Below are 21,846 nucleotides of genomic sequence, written 5' to 3' on the forward strand. Positions count from 1 at the left end.
GGTTATGAAGCCCGCAGCGAAGCTATTTCTAGCTTAAGTTGACACCAATGGGCGGCATCCCTCTCCATGCCACTTGCCGGATGGAGTTTTCCGCCGCTTTCAATGATTCAAACGCGACTCGAAAATACTCGCTTGCCGCCGGCGCTATCCACTTTGTCGTTTAGAATTCAATTCTGAATTCTGCCTCCTGACTCCTGAATTCTTCTTCGGTAAATAATATTGGCTGTTTGGTGGTACAATGTTCTCGTATTATATTAGTGAAACCAAAAGCTGCTTGATTCACTTAATAGTTAAGTTGACAAGTGTAACAGCTAGCATCAACTACATCTGCCTCTAGTGAACCTAATCACCTAGTGGTTTTTCGTTACGATTCGCTAGAGCATCTACCGAGTAAACTTCCTTTTGTTCCTGATAATTTTCCCAAACTTGGCTTTAAATGCAGTTGGGTTTCTAAAAAACTATTGCGTCTTCTAGCTATTTTTGTAGTTTAGATTGCAATTTCTAAATTTGGGTTGCTGGCAGCAATATTTTCTGAGTATGATGTATTATGTGTCCGCTTTCCCAGGTTTTTAATTAACGCCTCACGTTTACCATTCTGAGGGTTTGCGCTGTTATATTTAGTGTATGACCTGGCTTGTTTGTTGTGTACTAGCGATCGCTAGTACGATCCCCAATAGCCAAGTTATTTAACTCTTGCTTACCAGCGTTATTCGCCTAACCTATACCCTGAATCTCCATTAACCAATACCTGTTTTTGGTGTGGTTGGGTGTAACAACAGCAAACTTATATATCGTGTAGTAATTACTGATTTATCAGCATATTTACTATACTCGCATATCTTTGCAAAAAAACATTCAGTACCTTAGTAAGAAAAGGTGTAGACGATGATACCTAATTTTTGTAAAACTCTGCAAACTTTGAAGAAATTATCTAGTCATTGCTTTTAGTTTCTTGTTATACATATAATTACCGCCTGCCCCATTGCTGCTGATGTATTGCTTCTCACATAGCAACCGCCCCCTCTAGAGAGTCTACAAATGCTTAAACCCCTTTTGCTGTCAGGATGGTTCCGCGCACAACCATTTCTCAATTACGTTGTCGTTGTGATACTGATTGCACCCTTGTTAGGGGCATCGGGTCACTCGATCCCAGTAAGATCCGAAGTAGCTAAACTAGCTTCGACAACTGGAGATTCTGACTCTGTATCAAAGGAAATAGCTGTAGTTGGGGAACCTGAGATAGCTGAAATATTCAAAGCAGATCAAATCAACTCATTAACAGAAGATTTTGACTCTGTACCAACACAAAGTACTGCTCTCCAGGAACCGCAAGTATTACCAGCGGATAAAATTGATTATTTGGCTCAAGTAGATAGTTTTGTGGCAAACAGCGATTTAACTGTTCCTGATACTTTGGCAGCAGTTGAACTCGCACCATTGACAGATGCTCCTGTTAGTCAGCTGAATTTAATACAAAAACTCAAAGCTGCGAATATTAAGTCTTTGAAAGGACAAGAGAATTCTCTCTCTAGAGAAAAGTCTTTTACTAAATCATTGGCAGCAGTTCAAGTAGCACCAACTCTGAGAGAATTACAACCAACCATAACAACAGAAATACCTGCGACTGAATCAGTAGATGAGTCCCAAGCAGAACAAATAGATCCTATCGGTAGCCCTCATCCTATTCCTTGGAAATGGATTACAACTACTCAAGAAGCAATTGGTTCCAATGGTGGTTCTGGAGTGCGTCACTACCGCAGCGTACCCGTAGTTTCTCCAGATGGTAAATATGCTGTTTATAGCCGGGTGCAACTAGAAGTAAAACCCCAAATGTATAACAGTCGTGTCACCAGCATTATGTTTGTCCAAGATATGCAAACTAAAAAGTTGTGGGTGATGGCTTCAACGACTCCAGTGAGTGATCCTTTATTAAAGGTAAAGGCTGTAAAGGCGGAAGCCTCAGAAGAAACTGATCCGAGCGGTAAGATTGGGGTATTAGTTCCAGTTAGCTGGTCAGAAAAAGGCGATCGCTTCTTAGCACGCAAATTTGAAGGTATATTTAACGCAGGTGAATCTACAGATAGTGCAGTGATTTGGGATCGGCAAAAAAATCACGCTAATACAGTAGCTCCTGCGAATCAGGAAGATGAGCATGAGAAAATCGCTGTATTGTTAGGCTGGAGTAAAAGTCAACCAGATCATGTGCTGTTCCGTGCAGGTGAATTGGGCGAGGAAGACTGGCCGTTAATGCAAGTTACTAATGATGGTAAGACTGTAACTACAACAGACGATGATCAGCCGATTACTTTTGGCAAAAAGGTTACAGAAATTTGGGCAGGCCCACAAGTCGCCTATCGATAGTTTATCAAAAATCCTATATATTCCCGTTGTCGTCACTAACGACAACGGGATTTTTATTTTGTACAGTTTCAGATTTTATCCAGAAAACAATGAAGAGTGCTGTTCACGGTCGCGGGGCGTTTAGCAAACAAATTGTAGGTTGGGTGGAGGCTTTGCGTAACCCAACATTCAGATATGTGTTGGGTTACGCAAAGCCTCCACCCAACCTACTGGTCTGCCCCATTAATTTTGCAAGGTTTGTAGTAAGCACTTAAGTGCTTAAAAATACAGGAATAAAGTCCTTACTACAAACTTTCAAAATCGTAGAATGATAGGTCATGATTTCTGTTTTTGGCTCTGCTGTATCCGCGATGCAATAACTGCTCTCCGAACGTCTCGATCTGATAAATTACCAACTGATAGCAAATGTTGGGGAATTCCTCCCATACGCTCTAGAATGCTTTGCTCACCATGAGATGCGGAATTTTTCTGATCCTGTCTATCTTTTATGAATAGCAAGAAGTCCAGCACTTCTTCCACTAGAGAATCTGAAACCTGCTCAATTTCCCGAATTAGTTCTTCTCTGGCTGTCACAGGTTATTTGCCTCAATACCAAACTATTTCATTTATCACGTTAACAGGATTCCAGGGACGATTGCATCCTAAGAGCTTAGGCAAAGACGCGATCGCTTTTTTACTAAATCGTGCGTAGTCGTAGCCCAACTCAGGCATCGCTCCTATGTTTTGGATAGATATTTGAAAGATAATAGACTAGAGAATATTTCTTGCCATACTCAATTTATGAAGCGTATCGTACAATTCGCCCACAACTATGAATCTAAATAAAAATACTTAAAATTAAAACTAGAGAGGCTTAGGCTTATCACCCCTTTCCCATTCAGGGATAGCCCCTTTCACCCGGCGGATGGGCAAATTAGCAATTAAAGCTGTGGTTCGTTGGTTGCTTTCTAAGGAGAACTCCAAGCCCTCTGTCTCAATTTCTACATAGCGACAGACTACATCTAGGATTTCTTTCCGCATTTTTTCCAACGTTTGAGGATCTAAGTCAGCGCGATCGTGAGCAATCACCAATTGCAGGCGACGTTTAACTTGAGTTCGACTGCTATCAGGGCCGCGAAAAAAAAGTTTTTCTAGAAGTTCAATCATTACGAATAGGTCTGGGGCGGAGACTGGAAAGGTAAGTTAAACAATCTTTGTCCACAACAACCTTCTTAGACGGGCGAAGATGCTGTCTTGGGACGAGTCGATCTCCAGAAATTCGACACTTTCTCCTTCTAATCTACGAGCAATGTTCTCAAAGGCTGTGGCAGCTAAAGAGGGATTTTCCGCTAACACTAAGGGTTCGCCGCGATTGGTAGATACAATAACACGCTCGTCGTCAGGGATTACCCCGATCAGGGGGATGGCGAGAAGTTCCTGAACATCTTGCACTGACATCATATCATTTGCTTGCACCATTGCGGGTCTGATACGGTTAATTATTAAATGAACACGCTTGATACCTTGTGCTTCTAGTAACCCTACTACCCGATCAGCATCACGAACTGAAGAAATTTCTGGTGTGCTGACAACTAGCGCTTCTTTTGCCGGCCCGATCGCATTTTTAAACCCATTTTCAATACCGGCAGGGCTATCAATAATCACATACTGATACTTTTGCGCTAGTGCATTCACCAATAACTTCATCTGTTCAGGTGTGACTGCATCTTTCGAGCGATTTTGGGCTGCTGGGAGGAGTACGAGATTGGGTTGGCGTTTATCTTTCACCAAGGCTTGTTCTAACCGGCACTCTCTGGCTAAAACTTCTACCGCAGTATAAACGATGCGGTTTTCCAGCCCTAAGAGCAAATCCAAATTTCTCAGACCAAAATCCGCATCAACCAAAGCAACTTGACGCCCCATTTTGGCTAAAGCCATACCCAAATTTGCTGAAACTGTGGTTTTACCCACTCCTCCTTTACCGGAGGTAATCACAATAATGCGAGTCATGATAGAAATGCGGTCAATGAGGGTTCAGGAAATATAAAACAGTAAATTGCAGTATAAAGTATGAAGTATCGTATCAAGTATGAAGAAATATCTGTTCTCCTTGATGATAGCGAGGCATGAATATTTTTTTTATTTCATCCTTACTTATATACTTCATTCTTTAAGTAAATATTTATGGCTCTTGATTGCTCTTGGTGAATTGGTTTCTGGAAAAATCAGTCGCTCTAGCGATGCGAATTCCTTGGGGTGTAATATGTGCCACCTCTGGAGAAAACTGCATTGGTGGTTTTTCTGGTGCTCTAGCGACAGCATCGGCAATCCGCAGTTGGGTTGGTTCCATTTGCAAGGCCATAATCAGACACTCACGATTACCTCCAGCCCCAGCATGAGCGATTCCACGCAGACGACCCCAGATAATGATATCTCCATCTGCAATTACAATACCACCTGGGTTTAAATCTCCCAAGACAATTACTGTACCAGGATGACGAATTTCTACTCCAGAGCGGACTGTCATTTCTAAATAGAGGGCATCTGCCTGGGGGATGGCTGTAGCCGTTGGCTCGGTACTCAGGGAAGTTACGGGTTGTAATTGTTCTACTGAATACCCTGAAGTTACAGCAGCGATCGCAGTTTGCCGCCGACTTGTGGAGACAGATATAAGCCTGAGTTGGACTTCAGTTAAAGCCTCGGCGAGTTCTTGGAGTTGTCTAGCATCTACCAAACGATCTTGTGCCATTAAATGCACAGGTGTATTAGATACACGGAAGCGATCGCCAGCATTCAGACGTTGCCTTATTTGTTGCCAAATATCAGACCAACTAAGTTCTGAGGCAGATACTTGAGATTCCGGGGGCAAAATTAATAACAGTCGTCCCTCCTTACTCTTTAACTGGACTTGAGTATTGTCACTTACACGATGCCCTGGTATTGCTGATTCATTAGGATTTAAATCAGTCAGAATAAAATCTGATGGGGCATTGGTATTTGATTCTACATCTGGGTTGGTAGGATTTGACTCTACATCAGCAAGGACAGTATTTGATTTTAAATAAAGAAGGACAGATTTTAACTCCGCATCCGGGAGGATAGAATCTGACTCTACATCAGAAACAGTAGGATTTACCTCTATCTCGGAAAGGATAGAGTTTGGTTCTGCATTAGGAAGTGCAGAATTTGACTTTAGATTGGGAATCGCAGAATCAGAAGTCATGCAGTACTAGCCAAAAGACAAGGGACACTCCGAATAATTACTAATATTAGATCAGTTGCAAAATTCAACAACATCCTCAGACCAGAAAGTGCAGAGTGCCGAGTCCTGAATCATAGCGACAAAATTTTGCTTCTTTACTACCCTACAACAACAATTCTTATACTCTGCACTCAGCAAGAACTCTGTTCGGTATCTCGTGACTCAAGACTGTTTAGTTAACCTCTGATAAATTGTTCCCAAGGCATCAGCATCACCGACGTTACCAGGAAACAGCACCACAGGTAAGTTAGGAAACTGAGGATGATCGGACGGCGTTAATACCATTGAACAACCAGCTAAAATTTGACCTAGTAAACGGGCTGAGGTTAAAGCTAGTCCAGTACTTAAGACATCGTTTGAAGTAATACCACCCTTGCTGATTAAGAATCCTATATCAGATGGTAAACCACGCACAATATCCATCAATAAAGCTGAAACTTTTTCCCCAAACTCCAATCGTGTCTCGACATCTTTAAAACTTAGTTCCTGACGGCTAGTATAAACCACTGGTGTTTTGCCAGCTTCGTGTGCCGCCCCTGTACTTTCCTGAATTTCAGTTAGCAATGCAGTAGATTGATTTGCATCATCAAGTAATCGTGCTACATTTACTTCGATTCCTACTGTTCCTTCTACTTGTAACAGCGCCTCTAATTGCTGAGTAGTCTTTTTCACATGAGAACCAACAATCACCACACCGGGTTTGCCTTGGCGCACGTACTGCGCCATCTTTTCGGCGGCAATGGGTTGGGGAGGTAAAGCGGCTAAAGCTGTTAAAATACTTGCTGCACTGCGAAATAGAAAGCGTTTCCCTTGACTTGCTGCTGCTAATATATCTGCTGCAAAGCGGTTGAGATCGTCTTGAGTTTCACCATCTACAACAGCGCACTGATTACCATTAAATTGTAACAATCGTTCCAAACTACCAGCGCGAATATCGGACAGGAGAAACCTTTCTACTGCTTCAGCACTAATTCGTCCTTGAGTCTTTTCTTCGACATACTTGGGCAAGTAACTGTGATGGTAGCCGAAGACTGAATCATGGGCAAATTCTGTTTCATGGACTGGGGTGGGTACACCGCCAATAATTAAGTAATGCACACTGTCGCGAGTGATACGTCCGCCCTCAAAAAAAGCTGGTACGAGAAAATGAGCATCAAAAGGGCCGAGTTCTTGTGCGATCGCATCAGTTTCAATGGGATAATGTCCCCGCAAAGTAGAATCAGAACGGCTGACAATCAGAAAATCGTCAATCCCTTCAGCATTCAAAGCGATTTTTAGGTTCTGGCAAACTTCTTTGGTGACAGATGCAGCTGACTCTGGCGTTAGCGATCTAGTATTAGTCAGCACAAAGAAAATCGGCGAATCATCCTGCAACCCGCTGCGTAAAGTGTCCACATCCCAGTGCATTAGCAGCAAGCAGCTGTGGACTGTTTGAGAACCTGTAGGGTCATCATCCAGGACAATTATTTTGGGTTTGTTGCTCATTTAAGTCAACGGGGCGATTGTTTTCTGGGAAAGTAAAAGCGAATAGAAGTCGCTACAACACAAAGCTTAGTCCTCCTCCGTGGACTAATCCAAAATCAAGGGTTTTCTAACCTGCGGAGGCAGGTTTTGTCTCGTGTAGCTGCGACTTCTAGTCGCCCAAGCTTTACAAACATCTACTCAGCCTTTCTGCAATTTTCTGATTTCTGCTTGCACATCGATCGCAATTTGCAATGATTGATTTAGCAGTTGAGCATATTCGCCTGCTTGACTACTAACTTGTAAAGCTTTCAGGCTGGGTAAATTATTGACAAATAGCTCTTGATTATTCGCAAGCAATTTTTTATTATCTCGCAAAATTCGTTCCGTTTTCAGAGCGCGGACTAAATCTTCTCTAATTAGTTGCAGGGCGGCGGTTACTTTATCTCGGTCATGGATACTGCTTTCTACGTTTCCTGATGCTGCCAATTGGTCATTAATATCGATGGCAGCAACCAGATCATGATATTTATCAACTTCGTCTAAAAGTATTGTCAGTCCTTCAGGACAGCTTAATTGTCGCCACAGCCATCGCCCCACTAATATCGGCATGGGCACTAAAATTAATAAAAGAATTCCTAGTCGAATTGAAGAACCAATTGTTGGCAAAATAATAAACGCGTAAACAAAGCCAACAATTATTGGCGTTAGCGCCAGCGTCACCAGCATTTCACTGATAAAAAACCCTAATCGCTTTTTGCTATCTCGCAGAACCGAGGGACGAAAAACGTCTTCTGGATCGAACCCAGTTAAACGTCTCAGTTCCCCTTTACTAATTTCCAAGCCTATTAAATCCGGCTGCACGACTGGATAACTCCTATGGAAGCCCAAGTTAAGTATCTATTTTAATCGGCTTTACCGTGATGATTGTGGTTATATTCGGGAAACCAGTTTTCATCTAAAATTTGTTCTAAAGAGCCAATAAGTGCGATAGGGAATTTATCAATGGGAAGTTTTGAGCGATCGCTTGCTTCTGCTCTTCCTTCTTGGTAGCATGTATCAAAAATTTCTAAGATGTAAGGCTTAAGACTAGGACTATCTTTGAGTTGATCCTTAATTTCTCTGCGGAATGTCCTGATTTCCCCTTTCCAATGTCCTTCATTTCGCTCTCGTTCCACATCCCAATATGTGAGCTTAAGCAGATGTTCAAAAAGTCGAATCAACAGACTTTTCACCGCTCGCTTCTCGCTCCTACCAATATTTTCTAATTCTTCAGTCAAGTTATCTAAATCTACAGATGAAAATTGACCAGCGCGAAGTTGGTTGATAGTTGTCCTGAGCCACAGGTAATAATCTTGGTCATATAAAGTCTGAGTTGTTGATTGTATTTCTGTCACCATGCACTTGTTAAGCTCCTATTATCTTTGTCAAGCAATGTGTATTCTTATACACTAATTTTCATTCAGGTGTTGAATACTGAGAATTGCCTCTAATCTCTGACTCTAGCTGAATAGTTCTACCTTCACCAAAAGAAAATTACGCCTCTGTGACACCATCATAATAAAGAAATTCAACCGGAATTTCTGTTGTAACATCAAAAACAACTAGTACTAGTACCGCAAGGCGGAAGTCAAAAAAATTGTATTCCAAGCTCTTGCGCCATTTCAAATCAATGAAACGCTTACGCTGTATTCATTTTTAATTTTTAATTCTGCCTTGCGGTACTAGTCATGTTGTTGCGATCGCCTATCGGTGATTGTAGAGTACAATCCATCAACCTATTGGCGATCTAACTCATCAGTTACAATCCAGTAATATGTAGGCGATCGCATTTAAGCAAGGCAAGCCCACGTCAAGTTGAGTAGCATGGCTGCAAAACAACGATTAATAAATTTTGATGCTGCAACCGCTGAGATTGTATCTTCGCAGATGGGCGCAAAACTAAATTATCGACCGCAAGCCGCCGATACCAGTATCGATGCCGATACTTATCTATTCACCCAGTTGCGAAAACTCTCACTTGAACAACGAATAAAAATGTTCGCGGCTCATGAACGTGGAGTGAAAAAACTTTGCCTTGCAGGAATTAAATCACGACATCGCAATGTTTCCAAGGAAGAAATTCGTTGTATATTTGCCCGTGCCTTGCTGGCAGAAAAGTTCTCTCCAAACTTCCAGTCAATTGGTGTTGATGAAAGTATGTGGATTCAAGATTCCATTTCACTAGCAGGCGAACTCCACCAACTTTTTGAGTCAATAAATATACCTTATTACGTTAGTAGAGGTGTTGCTAGTTCAATTCATGGGGAACCTCGCTCGACTCGCGATTTGGATTTGGTGATTTCAGTTCAACTTGACCAAATCGATTTGTTGGTAACGACACTGGAAACAGCGGGATACTATTGTCCAGCAGGAGCGGTTGAAGATTTGAAGCGAGGATCTGAGCGAATGCTCAACATCACGCATACCGAAACCATAGCTAATGCCGATCTGTACATTACTGATGGTTCACCATTTGCAGTATCGCAGATGGCACGTCGCATATTGCCCAATTTAGATGGGATACCTGCATTTTGGGTAGCTTCGCCAGAGGATACGATTTTACAGAAGTTGCGCTGGGGGCAGAGTAGTCAATCCGAAAAACAGTGGCGTGATGTATTGGGGATACTCAAGTTGCAAGCACAAACTTTAGATTACACTTACCTTATAGAGTGGGCAGAATATTTAAATTTGGTTGATACGTTGAGTCGAGCATTGACTGAGGCTGGTATTTAACAAAATAGAATTCAGAATTCAGGAGTCAGAATTCTGAATTCCCTAGCAGTAAATCTTAAGGATAAAGACCTCTATCAGTCAGTGCTTGCGCCACTCTACCCACTCCTAAAGTGTAAGCTGCTAATCTTAAAGGAATTTGCCGCACCTCCGATTGGTGAATCACCTTGCGGTAGGCTTGCACCATCAAATGTTCCATTTCGCGGTTGACGCGCTCCTCATCCCAAAATACATAAGAAAGTCCTTGTACCCACTCCAAATAACTGACTACCACACCGCCAGCATTCGCCAAAATGTCTGGTAGTACTGTCACTCCCCGCGCCTCTAAGGCCAAGTTAGCCTCAAGAGTAACCGGGCCGTTTGCTGCTTCTGCTACAATCTGCGCCTGTACCTGATTAACATTTTCTTCAGTGATTTGGTTTTCTAAAGCGGCTGGTATTAAGACATCGCAGGGTAAAGTTAATAAATCTGCATTGCTAATTGGTACAGATTGCGGAAAACCCACAATACTCTTACGATTTTCAGCAGCATAAACTTTCAACTTGGGAATATCAAGACCAACTTCAGAAAATATTCCTCCAGCACCCGTTGAAACGGCAAGAATTTTCGCGCCTGCTTCATATAGTAATTCTGCTGCGGCACCACCTACATTACCAAACCCCTGAATAACTACTCGCACTCCTGCCAAAGATTTACCTTGATCTGCTAGCGCCTCACGCACAGTAATCATCACACCACGTCCGGTTGCCATTTCTCGTCCCAGAGAACCACCAATAGAAAGCGGTTTCCCAGTTACAACCCCTGGTACAGCATTACCAACATTCACAGAATAAGTGTCCATCATCCAAGCCATTTCACGGGACGAAGTACCCATATCTGGCGCAGGAATATCTACGGAAGGCCCAATATCTTTAATTAATTCGCTGATATAACGGCGGCTGATTCGCTCTAATTCACCAACACTGTAACGTTTTGGATCTATGGGAATGCCACCTTTACCACCACCATAAGGAATACCTAATAATGCACATTTCCAGGTCATCAGCATTGCTAGAGCGGATACTTCCCGCAGTGTCACAGCTGGATGGTAACGAATTCCGCCCTTGTAGGGGCCTAAAACATCGCAGTGTTGCACACGATGTCCAGCGAGAACTTGTATTTCGCCATTATCTAGTTTCACGGGAATGGAAACTGTGACGACCTTACGCGGGTGGCTGAGAATTTCCAGTAAACCCTGATTTAAATTTAATTCTTTAGCTGCCGCTTCTAAGTAGCTACACGCTTGATCAAATGGGCATATATGCGCTGGAGAAGCGGGTTCTGGCAGCAACAGTGATTTTGAAATCATAAAATTTTCTCCTAATCACGGTATCTTTGCGAACCGGATATCATTCTGTAACTAGCTTATCCTTTTTTTGGGAGAAGTGGGGATTTTGTAGTTTTTGTTACAGTTTTATATTTTATATTCTGCTATAGGAAAAATCAATATGTGGACTACTGGTCTGTCAAATTCATTTTGACGGTTAGAGAGACGCGATAAATCGCCGTCTCTACAGGAAATTTATCCATCAATTATTTATTGACAGACTACTACCACATCCTAGATAGTCTGCTTTCTTAAGGAAATCCAAAAAATAAATTATCCCCACAGGTTTTTATCTTGTTAATGCGATCGCAACATTCTGTCCACCAAAGCCAAAACTCAAACATAATATCTGGCGAATTTTACTTAGACGTGCTGCTGTAACGATTTCTAAGTCAAACTCTGGCTGCTGGAATCCTACACAAGGTGGTAAAATTTGATGCTTTAATGCCATGAGAGAAAAAGCCACACCTAACGCTCCAGATGCCCCTAATGTATGACCTGTGCTTCCCTTGGTGGAACTAACCGCCACGCCTTGAGGAAACAAACGCTGGATTACCATACTCTCCATCTGGTCATTTAGCTGGGTAGCTGTGCCATGAGCATGAATATAATCGATATCGGCTGGTGAGAGACAACTACGTTTTAGACATTGTTTAATAGCAGCGATCGCACTTTTGCCTTCTGGTTCTGGCGAATTACTATGATATGCGTCGTTAGTTAAGCCAAAACCGAGAATTTCACCATACACTTTTGCTTGACGCTGTTTTGCCAACTCTGCTGATTCTAAGACAAATAAAGCTGCGCCTTCGCCCAACACTAAGCCTTCCCGATGCAAATCAAAAGGATAAGCCCCAGTTTTCGCCAAAGCACCCATCTGCTGAAACCCAGCTAAAGTTAGGGGTGTAATCGGCGCTTCCACTGCACCTGCGATCGCTTGTTGACATTGCCCAGTTTGGATAAGTAAAGCGGCCTGAGCAATAGACCAAATTCCTGTTGCACAAGCTGCCATTGGTGCTAAAACCGTTCCAGATGAACCAATTTGCCTTGCAGCTGCGATCGCATTTATATGAGGTAATGTATCTAGCCAGTTTCCAAAAGAGGATACGGGAAAATTCGCCGAGTCTTCATACATTTGCCGCGCCAGAATTTCCCAAGATGCTTGATAAGAGCGACTAGATCCAATTACTACAGCACAATCAGCTAAAGGTGGAACTAACCCAGAATCTTGCAAAGCAGAATTAACAACCATCTGAGTTAACATTGTCAATTCAGATGGTTGTTGTCCAATTAAACCTAAAGGAAGTGGTGTTAGTTCTGGAAATGGTTGATGTAATCGAATTCCAGATTTCCCTGCTAGCAAATTTTGCCAGCTATCCTCTAAGCTTCCACCCAAGGCGGAAACTAGACCAATACCAGTAACAACAATTTTGACCAATTTATGAGTTAGGAGTTAAAAGTGAGGAGTTAAGAGTTAAGAGTTTTTTTACTACCTTCCTCGCCCCCCTGCTCCCCTGCTCCTCTGCCCCTTCCTCCTACTGTCCTGGTGTTTTCAGATTTTCAGCACCTTGGGTAACTTTGGCAGAGTCAATGCGATCGCCTTGTTGAATTTTGTTGACTACATCCAGGCCTTGAGTGACATTGCCAAACACGGCGTAGTTGCCATCTAAAAACGCCAAATCCGCCAAAGCAAAGTAAAACTGAGCAGAAGCGGAATCTGGTGATTGCGATCGCGCCATTGCTACTGCACCCTGTTTATGGGGCAATATGACAGGTTGAGTAGTAGCATCAAATGGTTTATTGTAAACCGGAGTATCTGAACCTTTTGGCTTAACTTCTAAAGGTATATAGCGAGCATTGCCCGTTTTTGGGTCAATATAGCTACCGGTTCCGAGTCTATCTGCTGGAACTTTTGGGTCTTTACCTTGGGGATCGCCGCCTTGAACTACAAAAGGTTGGGGTTCACGCACAACTCGATGGAAAGGTAAACCATCGTATACACCCTTTTGTACTAAATCTACGAAATTGCCAGCTGTAATGGGGGCATCAGTGCCGTCTACTTCAATAGTAATCGGCGAACCTTTAACCGTTAGCACCACAGTAGCCTTGCCTTCAAGCCGTGGTAAATCCGCCATTCCAGGAACACTCTCACTACTAGTTTGAGATACAGATGTTGCATCACTAGTTGTTTTGGTGCTTGCCTCACTTGTAGTCGAGGTAGCTGTTGAGCCTGGAGAAGAAGTATTAGAAGCGACTTGCTGTGGTGAACATCCTCCCAACATCAAGCCACTGATAATTACAAGGGAAAGCAAAAATTGTGAAATTTTTAACCGCATTGCCACTTACTGATTTAACCAGAGTATCTTATCGTTTTCAGGGGCATTGGGATTAGGGGAGAGGTGACAGCTAACAGGTGATAGGGAATAATCTGTACCCTGTAACCTCTACCCTAATATCTTACAGTCCTTCTAACGAGACTCCCAAAAAGCGGGCTAACTTTGCGCCTTCTGTTTCCAACTCTGTTAGAGATAACGGTTGTCCAACCCGTGTTAAGGGTATATCTCGCCGCCCCTTAATGCGTAGATAGAGGGCGCGACGGGGATTAAGACCTTCCTTGACGGCGATTCGCACAGATTGCACATCTTCTATGCGACTATCAATCTCAATTCGGCGGTTTTTGCCAGGAAACCCCCAACGGAAGATTTTGATTGTGCCAGTTTCCTGATTAAATTCGTTGTAACCGCCTCCTACATCCAATAAAATCACTAGCCACAAGTATGTAGCTAATAACAAACCAGCAGCGCCATATAACCCCATTACCAATCCTTGGGGGACGAATACCAGTTGAGTTGGATCGGAAACTATGAGTAAATTAACTTTTAAATAACTGGATAACCCAGCCAATAAAAAGCCGCTTGCTCCCAAGGTAACGATGGTTGCCCACCAGTAGTTACTAAACCGACGAGAACCGAGAACATTTTGATGCAGGAGGCGATCGCCTTTGTTAATCGTTGTTGATGTCGTCATTGAACTACCATTGCCTGTGAGATACTCGCTGTGACATACTCGCACACTGAATGCTTTTGCATAGAGTGGTGGCTCTCTGTGCTAATCCGGCTATTGCTTAGGAGGCACTTCAGCACTGTTTTAAGTCCACCGGATAACCTGCCGCAGACTATGAATTTTTTACCCTGTAATCTACAAATTTTACTATCCCGGATGATGCTGGCTTACTTGCACTACGAGACAAACCGCTTAGGCTATTTGTATTAGTCAAGATATGCCAACTTCTTTTCCCCTTGGCTAACGTTTCACATAGGTTTTCCAGAGGTGTATCAACGACAGTGGTGGCGAAGTTACCATCCACATTTTACCAAACATCGTTCACAAAAACTCAACTGCGCCCCTCCATGTTCCTGCTACCGATATAATTTCTTAGGGCATGTCAATACCATTTTTTTACTCAATGCCTGATAAAAATTCTTTCTCCCCTGCCCCTCTGCCCCCCTTCTCCCCTGCTCTCCTCTCCCTGCCTCTTTTTCACCTATTGGGAATGAGTTAGCTATATACGTCCATCTGCATTAATTTTTTTTAGATTTCTGAGAAAAGTTGTGTCAAATTGTAAAAATTCTGATATTCATATTATTAATAAGGTTCGTGTTTCATAGCTCATTTGCTTCTGCGTATCAGGCAAAAACCCTGACTAGTGTGATAAATTAAGAATCATTAAGTTACCACAAGCTAGATTACTAGCCGATGGTACGTGTAATGTCATAACCCTGAGAAATAACGACTTAACTAGTCTGCAAGCTCTCAGAATCTCAGTTGTTTAAAAGCTGTTGAGATTGTCAAAAAAAACGTTAATTCCTCACGGTAGTCGGTTAGATTGACTCTCCGTACTACCTTAAAAACGTTGCAATTTTAGTAAAAAATGAGGATTTAGTCTGATGACCATCGCAGTTGGACGCGCCCCCAGTAGAGGGTGGTTTGACGTTCTAGACGACTGGCTCAAGCGCGATCGCTTCGTATTCGTAGGTTGGTCAGGGATATTATTGTTCCCCTGCGCCTTCCTAGCACTAGGCGGTTGGCTGACCGGCACAACCTTTGTTACGTCTTGGTACACCCACGGATTAGCCTCCTCATACCTAGAAGGTGCTAACTTCCTGACAGTGGCAGTATCCACCCCCGCCGACAGCATGGGACATTCCCTATTGCTGTTGTGGGGCCCAGAAGCCCAAGGCAACCTCACCCGTTGGTTTCAATTGGGTGGTTTGTGGCCATTCGTAGCCCTGCACGGAGCCTTTGGTTTGATTGGCTTCATGTTGCGGCAATTTGAAATTGCCCGTCTGGTAGGTATCCGTCCTTATAACGCCCTCGCCTTCTCAGCTCCCATTGCAGTATTCGTCAGCGTATTCCTGATGTACCCCTTGGGACAATCTAGCTGGTTCTTTGCACCCAGCTTTGGCGTAGCGGCAATTTTCCGGTTCCTACTATTCTTGCAAGGTTTCCACAACTGGACACTCAACCCCTTCCACATGATGGGTGTTGCAGGTGTATTGGGTGGTGCTCTATTGTGCGCCATTCATGGTGCCACAGTTGAAAATACCCTGTTTGAAGACGGTGATGGTGCTAACACCTTCCGCGCCTTCAATCCCACCCAGTCTGAAGAAACCTACTCAATGGTGACAGCAAACCGTTTCTGGTCACAGATTTTCGGTATTGCTTTCTCTAACAAACGCTGGTTGCACTTCTTTATGTTGTTCGTGCCAGTCACAGGTTTGTGGATGAGTGCCGTCGGCATCGTCGGTTTAGCACTCAACCTACGGGCTTATGATTTCGTTTCCCAAGAATTACGGGCGGCGGAAGACCCTGAGTTTGAAACCTTCTATACCAAAAATATTTTGCTGAACGAGGGTATCCGCGCTTGGATGGCTCCTCAAGATCAACCCCACGAACAATTTGTATTCCCTGAGGAGGTATTACCACGTGGTAACGCTCTCTAATAGACCAAATGTCTTAGGCGGCGCTGGACGCGACCAAGAATCCACTGGCTTTGCCTGGTGGTCTGGTAACGCACGTTTAATCAATCTATCTGGCAAACTCCTGGGCGCTCACGTTGCCCACGCTGGTTTGATTGTATTCTGGGCTGGAGCGATGACTTTGTTTGAAGTCGCTCACTTCGTTCCCGAAAAGCCCATGTATGAACAGGGCTTGATCTTGTTACCTCACCTTGCCACTCAGGGCTGGGGTGTTGGTGCTGGTGGTGAAGTCATCGACACCTTCCCCTACTTTGTTGTTGGTGTACTCCACCTAATTTCCTCAGCCGTCCTTGGCTTTGGCGGTATCTATCATGCCGTTCGTGGCCCAGAAACCTTAGAAGAATACTCTTCTTTCTTTGGTTACGACTGGAAAGACAAGAACAAGATGACCAACATCATCGGCTTCCACCTGATTATTTTGGGATGCGGTGCGTTGCTGTTGGTGCTGAAGGCAATGTTCTTTGGTGGTTTGTATGACACTTGGGCACCAGGCGGTGGTGACGTTCGTGTTATTACCAATCCGACATTGAACCCAGCAGTTATCTTCGGTTATGTAATCAAGTCTCCCTTCGGTGGCGAAGGCTGGATTGTTAGCGTTGATAACTTGGAAGATGTGGTCGGTGGTCACATCTGGATTGCCTTTATTTGTATTGCTGGCGGTATCTGGCACATCTTCACCAAGCCTTTTGCTTGGTCACGTCGTGCATCCATCTGGTCTGGTGAGGCTTACCTCTCCTACAGCTTGGGCGCTCTGTCGTTGATGGGCTTCATTGCCTCAATCTACGTTTGGTTTAACAACACCGTTTACCCCAGCGAATTCTACGGCCCTACCGGCCCAGAAGCTTCTCAAGCTCAAGCTTTGACCTTCTTGATTCGTGACCAACGCTTGGGTGCTAACGTCGGTTCTGCCCAAGGCCCTACAGGTCTAGGTAAATACCTGATGCGCTCTCCAACTGGTGAAATCATCTTCGGTGGTGAAACCATGCGTTTCTGGGATTTCCGTGGCCCTTGGTTGGAGCCTCTACGTGGCCCCAATGGTCTTGATTTGGAAAAAATCAAGAATGATATTCAACCTTGGCAAGCTCGTCGCGCCGCTGAATACATGACCCACGCTCCTTTGGGTTCTCTGAACTCCGTAGGTGGTGTGGCTACTGAAATTAACTCCTTCAACTACGTATCTCCTCGCGCTTGGTTGGCGACTTCTCACTTCGTACTAGGATTCTTCTTCCTAGTTGGTCACTTGTGGCACGCTGGTCGCGCACGGGCTGCGGCTGGTGGTTTTGAGAAAGGAATTAACCGTGAGACTGAGCCAGTGATGTTTATGGACGACCTAGATTAGGTTGTAAAGTTTATCTCATCACTGACAATCAAATAGTCTAAAGGCTCTTGCGTAAAAGCAAGGGCTTTTTTTATAGGAAAATTAGTAATCTAGTGATTAAACGGTAATTAATACTATGAGCGATTCCAATTTTATTGATGCTTTGCGATGGACATCTGAAGCTAAAGAAAAATTGCAAAATATTCCCTTTTTTGTCCGCTCTCAAGCTAAAGCTAGAATTGAACAGCTGGCTCGTGAAGCAGGACAAGAGGTTGTGACGGCTGATTTAGTAGAAGAGGCTAGGCTTGAGTTTGGACAATAAAATATTCTGGAGATATTAACAATGACAGTCGCCAAGAATCGAGCAGACCGAGTAATGCTTTATGACATTAGCTGGCAACAGTTTGAAAATCTTCTAAAAGACTTAGGAGAGCATCGGGCAGCAAGGTTAGCTTACGATCGCACTACCTTAGAAATTATGACACCTTTACCAGAACACGAATATTACAAAGAGGTAATTAGTATTGCAGTTCAAGACATCGCTGAAGAGTTGGCTATAGACTATGAAAGTTATGGCTCGACTACTTGGAAGCGAGAAAGCCGAATGGCAGGGGTAGAGTCAGATAACTGCTTCTATTTTCAGAATGAAGCTACGGTTCGGGGTAGATTGGATCTGGATTTGAGACAAGACCCACCGCCTGATTTGGCACTGGAAATTGATGTTACCAGTAAGTCTTTAAATCGTTTTCCCATTTATGCCCGCCTGGGAGTACCAGAACTCTGGTGTTATGACTCCGGTGAACTAAAGATTTACCACCTGCAAGATGGAGAATATGTCGAATCAGAGAACAGTTTAGTATTTCCTACTTTAGCTATTCGGGATTTGCCAAAACTGATTGAGCAAAATCGGGCAAATGGCAGACGGGCAATTCGTCAAGCGGTGCGCGAATGGGTCAGAAAAGGCGGCAAGGGTGAACTACCCAGTAACCTAATTACGAATTACGAATTACGAATTACGAATTACGAATTATGATCAGCTTCCTCCCACATTCATTGCTGTTAAAAAAGCCTTCTGGCTCACATCTCTGTAAACTGTATTCAAATGCTTCATTACCACATCACTAGAAGTTGAGTTGACTGCATTTTCCTCTTCCTTCGCTAGTGGGATTGCTCCTAATACATCTAATACCATTTCGTTAGTAGATGGCGCAATCACTACCAAGGATGACTCTAGTGGCTCATTATATTGCCAGAAAGAATCAATTTTTACCGAGTATTTGTTATTAGAAATTGGCTGTTGAATATCGGGCGCTTCTGTGGTATTGGGTTTAATCTTGGCACTACGTAATTGACGTAAATCGCTGATAATTTGCTCTTTGGTGCGTCCCCGCAATTGAAATAATACAAAGGGGTCTTCACTAAATCGATCGCCTAACTGATAGTACAGCGCACCAATATGCTTGCAGGGATTTGCTTTATCAGGACAAGAGCATTTACTCTGGACATCACCAAGAGTAAATGGAAATATCGAAAGACCATTTGCCGTAAACACTTCTTCTATATTTTGTGGCATTTCTCCTGCTAGTAGCTTGGCAGCAAAAATTGCCCTTTGGGACATGGTTTCAATTACATAACCCCATTGTTCATCGCTAAATGGTTCAAGGGAAAGGGAAACTTTATAGGGTTCGATTTCACTACCTTGCACCCTAGCTAATACTTTTGCACCTTTAAATTCGATGCTCAAAACATTTCCTTGACGAGCATAATTTCTCGCACGTTCTAAACGCTTTTTAAAACGATAAGAATCTAGCAAATCTAGCCATTGTTGTGACCACCATTCTCGACTTGCTTGTAATGTGTAATTAGTCATAATTAATTCAAAATTAAAAATTATGGAATGGATGGGTTAATCTTACTTTGTGACAGTTACCTCAGACTATAGCGCTTATCGTTGGGAGCGTATCAGTTCCACAAAAATACGCCTACAGATTGGAAGTCCAGGGCTACAGAGGGACGTAAAACCTTAAATTAATTACGAATTACGAATTACGAATTACGAATTATTCCATCCCTGCCTTGTGTCGCAACCGCTCAACTAATCGGCGCGAAAAATCCAAGCCCTGATCGCGCAGACGCTCTCGGATTTCCAGGGCAGACTGTGCTAATGGTAGCGCCTCTGCGTAGCGTCCCTCTTGCTCCAGAACTTGCGCTAGCCCCGATTGAGCAGAAGCTACCAAGTTTTGCCGTCCCACTTTTTGCGCTAGCACTAACCCACGCTCGTACCAAGGGCGGGCTTCTGAAGGGCGATCGCGGTCAAGGGCTAGAAGTCCCAAGTTGCCGTAATAAATTGCTTGTCCTTCTTTATCTCCTCGTTTTTCTTCTATTGTCAATGCTTGCTTGTAGTAGGACTCGGCGCGATCGTATTGTCCCTGCTCTTGGGCAACTCCTCCCAGATCACTGAGGGTGATCGCCTTCATCTCTTCATCCCCCAACTCTCGGTAAATTGCTAATGCCTCCTGATACAGCTGCTCCGCCTCCACCCAGTCCTCGTGTTGCTCTGCAATCAGTCCTTGCAAACGAATTGCAAAAACCTTATCCCGACGGCTACCGCCCTGCTCGATCGCTTCTGCCATCTGATCTGCCCAACTTGCTGTCCGATCTATCTCCCCCTGATTGTAGTGAATCCAGGCGACACTATAAGCACCCCAACCAGCATCGCTCCACTGACCGAGCGCCTTTCCCGCCTGATATCGCCACTCACCCAAGCGCACCCCCTCATCCCAGTAGCCGCGAAACCAGAGGAATTGAGACAAAGCCTTTTCCAAATCGATGAGCATCTGGGCAGCCTGTCGGTCTTTCAACGTACCAGGGATACCTGCCATCTCCCGCAGAGTTGTCGCCACACCCTCTAGATTCTGCCACTCAGCTTCCAGCTTGTCATGGGTTTGATAGGCATCTTTGCCCTCACCCCCGTACTTCTGGGCAAAGTCCACCCAGTAGCGCAGAACTTTGCCTTGGGCAGCAGAGTCAAACCGAATTCCACTTAGGGGTGCAGTTACAACGGTATCTGTTCCGCCCATAACTGCCCGAATATATGTGCGGGTGAGGGGGTGCAGGCCAAACCGTTCTCCATCCAAGTCATTTACCAAAGATAGAGTGACTAACCGCTCTAAAGAAACTTGGATCTCGGTTATGGCTAAATCCGTAGCATCTGCCAATGCTGCGGTTTTTGCTGGTGTCAGGAATACAACTAAGGCAGACAACACTGTGCGATCATTTTCAAAGAGAGTTTTGGCAGTATCAGCAAACAGAAACCCGTAGAGATCCTCAGATTTGGCGGCATTCCGCAACCGCTCTAGGGCAACACTGATAGAGTAACCTTTGTGTGCCACCTGTCCCAATGTCCAATCTAGCGCTAGGGGATTGCCACCAGAGGCTTCATATAAAGCGGTCAATATCTCTGGCTTCGTGGCGTTTAGTTCCTGGGCTAGACGGGGGTGCGATCTTCCCTTCTCTGTCATTAATTCCAAAGCTTCTGCCTCTAAGAGACGATCTAAGCGGATGGTGACGGCACTTTCCCCAGTGCGGCGGCGGCTGGTGATGATGGCTTTGTTGGGGGTGGGCAGTTTCCGCAAAAACTCGGCAATCATATCGCGTTCTTCTGCATTCAGAGTTTCCAAGTTGTCCCAAATTAATAGGGTGCGCCGTCCCCGCAGAGCATCGAGAAGGGCGCGGCGGCGTTCTGTGGCATCAGTCATTTTCACAATGTCTGTCTGTCCCAACCCCTTGGCAAATTCCCGGCAGAAGCTATCGAGAGAAGACAGAGCGAGGGTTTCTTCCCGCACTCCTTCAGCTGAGAGCCAGGTAGTCTTGGCAGAAACAAACAGGTAGGCATCAAACAAGGCTTGCTCACGGGCTAGGTGTGCTACCTCCAGTGCTAAGGCCGTTTTGCCCATACCACCAATACCATCGATCGTTACACCCCAACCGCGCTCCTCTGGTGAAAGTGCTTCCAAACAACGGGCGATTTCTTGTTTGCGCCCCACAAACACATCGTTATAGCGGGGCAGGTTATCGGGCAAATTTTCTGAGCGCTTTCCCTGTAATTGGCTTAATCGCGCCTCTAGGCTAGTAACTTCCTGGCGTTTCTCGTCTAGTTGCACCTTCAGATGAGCCGGAATAGTCAAGTTGGTATAGCCTGCCGCCTGCTGTTCCAACACCATCAGTATCATACGGGCGGTAGAAAGCATTTGTTCGAGGTTTGTTTGCTCTTCCATAGCAGCCTGTGGGA

General features: G+C 44.3%; 20 protein-coding genes. 6 read left to right on the forward strand and 14 right to left on the reverse strand.

The features are described from left to right. Nucleotides 1-1,038 precede the first annotated feature (1,038 nt). Nucleotides 1,039-2,361: a hypothetical protein gene (locus RRG12_RS19795; RefSeq protein ID WP_069073051.1), complete on the forward strand. Its 1,323-nt coding sequence runs from the start codon at nt 1,039-1,041 to the stop codon at nt 2,359-2,361. 315 nt (nt 2,362-2,676) lie between these two features. Here the strand turns inward: RRG12_RS19795 and RRG12_RS19800 are convergent, their stop codons facing one another. From RRG12_RS19800 to RRG12_RS19835, 8 genes are all read right to left on the reverse strand, one after another. After that, nucleotides 2,677-2,934: a hypothetical protein gene (locus RRG12_RS19800; protein ID WP_420760434.1), complete on the reverse strand. Its 258-nt coding sequence runs from the start codon at nt 2,932-2,934 to the stop codon at nt 2,677-2,679. 12 nt (nt 2,935-2,946) lie between these two features. Then, on the reverse strand, nt 2,947-3,072 hold the full coding sequence (locus RRG12_RS19805; protein ID WP_256091210.1) for a hypothetical protein: 126 nt from the start codon (nt 3,070-3,072) through the stop codon (nt 2,947-2,949). A 132-nt stretch (nt 3,073-3,204) separates the two neighbouring features. Continuing rightward, nucleotides 3,205-3,507, reverse strand: coding sequence for a cell division topological specificity factor MinE (gene minE / locus RRG12_RS19810; protein WP_069073053.1), 303 nt, complete (start codon nt 3,505-3,507; stop codon nt 3,205-3,207). A gap of 36 nt (nt 3,508-3,543) precedes the next feature. Further along, the gene (minD, locus tag RRG12_RS19815) at nt 3,544-4,350 is read right to left on the reverse strand and encodes a septum site-determining protein MinD (protein WP_012410009.1); all 807 of its coding nucleotides are present in this window, start codon (nt 4,348-4,350) and stop codon (nt 3,544-3,546) included. A 172-nt stretch (nt 4,351-4,522) separates the two neighbouring features. Then, the gene (minC, locus tag RRG12_RS19820) at nt 4,523-5,563 is read right to left on the reverse strand and encodes a septum site-determining protein MinC (RefSeq protein WP_420760435.1); all 1,041 of its coding nucleotides are present in this window, start codon (nt 5,561-5,563) and stop codon (nt 4,523-4,525) included. Between the two features lie 201 nt (nt 5,564-5,764). Continuing rightward, entirely contained in the window at nt 5,765-7,087 is a 1,323-nt protein-coding gene (locus RRG12_RS19825; RefSeq protein ID WP_420760436.1) for a four-carbon acid sugar kinase family protein, read from the reverse strand. Nucleotides 7,088-7,264: 177 nt separating this feature from the next. Further along, on the reverse strand, nt 7,265-7,927 hold the full coding sequence (locus RRG12_RS19830; protein ID WP_069073056.1) for a hypothetical protein: 663 nt from the start codon (nt 7,925-7,927) through the stop codon (nt 7,265-7,267). A 41-nt stretch (nt 7,928-7,968) separates the two neighbouring features. Beyond that, nucleotides 7,969-8,463, reverse strand: coding sequence for a DUF29 domain-containing protein (locus RRG12_RS19835; RefSeq protein WP_420760437.1), 495 nt, complete (start codon nt 8,461-8,463; stop codon nt 7,969-7,971). A 529-nt stretch (nt 8,464-8,992) separates the two neighbouring features. On the opposite strand from RRG12_RS19835, the gene RRG12_RS19840 reads away from it, so the two are divergent. Further along, entirely contained in the window at nt 8,993-9,838 is an 846-nt protein-coding gene (locus RRG12_RS19840; protein ID WP_420760472.1) for a hypothetical protein, read from the forward strand. Nucleotides 9,839-9,893: 55 nt separating this feature from the next. On the opposite strand, the gene RRG12_RS19845 is transcribed toward RRG12_RS19840, so the two are convergent. The 4 genes from RRG12_RS19845 to RRG12_RS19860 all read right to left on the reverse strand — a co-directional run bounded on the left by RRG12_RS19845 (nt 9,894) and on the right by RRG12_RS19860 (nt 14,225). After that, nucleotides 9,894-11,183, reverse strand: coding sequence for a Glu/Leu/Phe/Val family dehydrogenase (locus RRG12_RS19845; RefSeq protein WP_420760438.1), 1,290 nt, complete (start codon nt 11,181-11,183; stop codon nt 9,894-9,896). A gap of 307 nt (nt 11,184-11,490) precedes the next feature. Further along, nucleotides 11,491-12,636, reverse strand: a complete 1,146-nt coding sequence (locus RRG12_RS19850) for a beta-ketoacyl-ACP synthase (RefSeq protein ID WP_420760439.1) — start codon at nt 12,634-12,636, stop codon at nt 11,491-11,493. Between the two features lie 97 nt (nt 12,637-12,733). Then, nucleotides 12,734-13,534 (reverse strand): peptidylprolyl isomerase, encoded by an 801-nt coding sequence (locus RRG12_RS19855; protein ID WP_420760440.1) that lies wholly within the window; start codon nt 13,532-13,534, stop codon nt 12,734-12,736. A 121-nt stretch (nt 13,535-13,655) separates the two neighbouring features. Next, nucleotides 13,656-14,225 carry a photosystem I assembly protein Ycf4 gene (locus RRG12_RS19860; protein ID WP_069073062.1) on the reverse strand — a complete coding sequence of 190 codons (570 nt, stop codon included), beginning with the start codon at nt 14,223-14,225 and terminating at the stop codon, nt 13,656-13,658. 920 nt (nt 14,226-15,145) lie between these two features. Between RRG12_RS19860 and psbD the strand changes: the two genes are divergently transcribed. The 4 genes from psbD (at nt 15,146) to RRG12_RS19880 (ending at nt 18,588) form a co-directional block, all read left to right on the forward strand. Continuing rightward, nucleotides 15,146-16,201 carry a photosystem II D2 protein (photosystem q(a) protein) gene (psbD, locus tag RRG12_RS19865; RefSeq protein ID WP_179066789.1) on the forward strand — a complete coding sequence of 352 codons (1,056 nt, stop codon included), beginning with the start codon at nt 15,146-15,148 and terminating at the stop codon, nt 16,199-16,201. Continuing rightward, nucleotides 16,185-17,576 carry a photosystem II reaction center protein CP43 gene (psbC, locus tag RRG12_RS19870; RefSeq protein WP_069070311.1) on the forward strand — a complete coding sequence of 464 codons (1,392 nt, stop codon included), beginning with the start codon at nt 16,185-16,187 and terminating at the stop codon, nt 17,574-17,576. The genes psbD and psbC overlap by 17 nt, the downstream gene beginning before the upstream one ends. Nucleotides 17,577-17,691: 115 nt before the next feature. Beyond that, nucleotides 17,692-17,877 (forward strand): PCP reductase family protein, encoded by a 186-nt coding sequence (locus RRG12_RS19875; RefSeq protein WP_181931769.1) that lies wholly within the window; start codon nt 17,692-17,694, stop codon nt 17,875-17,877. Between the two features lie 21 nt (nt 17,878-17,898). Further along, a complete protein-coding gene (locus tag RRG12_RS19880) occupies nt 17,899-18,588 on the forward strand; it encodes a Uma2 family endonuclease (protein ID WP_420760441.1) in 690 nt (229 codons plus the stop codon). Here RRG12_RS19880 and RRG12_RS19885 read toward each other — a convergent pair whose 3' ends face one another. Continuing rightward, nucleotides 18,589-19,425, reverse strand: a complete 837-nt coding sequence (locus tag RRG12_RS19885; RefSeq protein WP_420760442.1) for an SWIM zinc finger family protein — start codon at nt 19,423-19,425, stop codon at nt 18,589-18,591. It abuts the gene before it with no gap. A gap of 190 nt (nt 19,426-19,615) precedes the next feature. Further along, on the reverse strand, nt 19,616-21,832 hold the full coding sequence (locus RRG12_RS19890; RefSeq protein ID WP_420760443.1) for a tetratricopeptide repeat protein: 2,217 nt from the start codon (nt 21,830-21,832) through the stop codon (nt 19,616-19,618). Between the last annotated feature and the right edge of the window lie 14 nt (nt 21,833-21,846).

The organism is Nostoc sp. CALU 546, assembly GCF_048836525.1.

Bases quoted from the DNA above. Each gene is read 5' to 3' on its own strand.
- RRG12_RS19795 (WP_069073051.1), top strand. From the start codon at position 1,039: ATGCTTAAACCCCTTTTGCTGTCAGGATGGTTCCGCGCACAACCATTT.
- RRG12_RS19805 (WP_256091210.1), bottom strand. From the start codon at position 3,072: ATGCCTGAGTTGGGCTACGACTACGCACGATTTAGTAAAAAAGCGATC.
- minE (WP_069073053.1), bottom strand. From the start codon at position 3,507: ATGATTGAACTTCTAGAAAAACTTTTTTTTCGCGGCCCTGATAGCAGT.
- minD (WP_012410009.1), bottom strand. From the start codon at position 4,350: ATGACTCGCATTATTGTGATTACCTCCGGTAAAGGAGGAGTGGGTAAA.
- minC (WP_420760435.1), bottom strand. From the start codon at position 5,563: ATGACTTCTGATTCTGCGATTCCCAATCTAAAGTCAAATTCTGCACTT.
- RRG12_RS19825 (WP_420760436.1), bottom strand. From the start codon at position 7,087: ATGAGCAACAAACCCAAAATAATTGTCCTGGATGATGACCCTACAGGT.
- RRG12_RS19835 (WP_420760437.1), bottom strand. From the start codon at position 8,463: ATGGTGACAGAAATACAATCAACAACTCAGACTTTATATGACCAAGAT.
- RRG12_RS19840 (WP_420760472.1), top strand. From the start codon at position 8,993: ATGGGCGCAAAACTAAATTATCGACCGCAAGCCGCCGATACCAGTATC.
- RRG12_RS19845 (WP_420760438.1), bottom strand. From the start codon at position 11,183: ATGATTTCAAAATCACTGTTGCTGCCAGAACCCGCTTCTCCAGCGCAT.
- RRG12_RS19855 (WP_420760440.1), bottom strand. From the start codon at position 13,534: ATGCGGTTAAAAATTTCACAATTTTTGCTTTCCCTTGTAATTATCAGT.
- RRG12_RS19860 (WP_069073062.1), bottom strand. From the start codon at position 14,225: ATGACGACATCAACAACGATTAACAAAGGCGATCGCCTCCTGCATCAA.
- psbD (WP_179066789.1), top strand. From the start codon at position 15,146: ATGACCATCGCAGTTGGACGCGCCCCCAGTAGAGGGTGGTTTGACGTT.
- RRG12_RS19875 (WP_181931769.1), top strand. From the start codon at position 17,692: ATGAGCGATTCCAATTTTATTGATGCTTTGCGATGGACATCTGAAGCT.
- RRG12_RS19880 (WP_420760441.1), top strand. From the start codon at position 17,899: ATGACAGTCGCCAAGAATCGAGCAGACCGAGTAATGCTTTATGACATT.
- RRG12_RS19885 (WP_420760442.1), bottom strand. From the start codon at position 19,425: ATGACTAATTACACATTACAAGCAAGTCGAGAATGGTGGTCACAACAA.
- RRG12_RS19890 (WP_420760443.1), bottom strand. From the start codon at position 21,832: ATGGAAGAGCAAACAAACCTCGAACAAATGCTTTCTACCGCCCGTATG.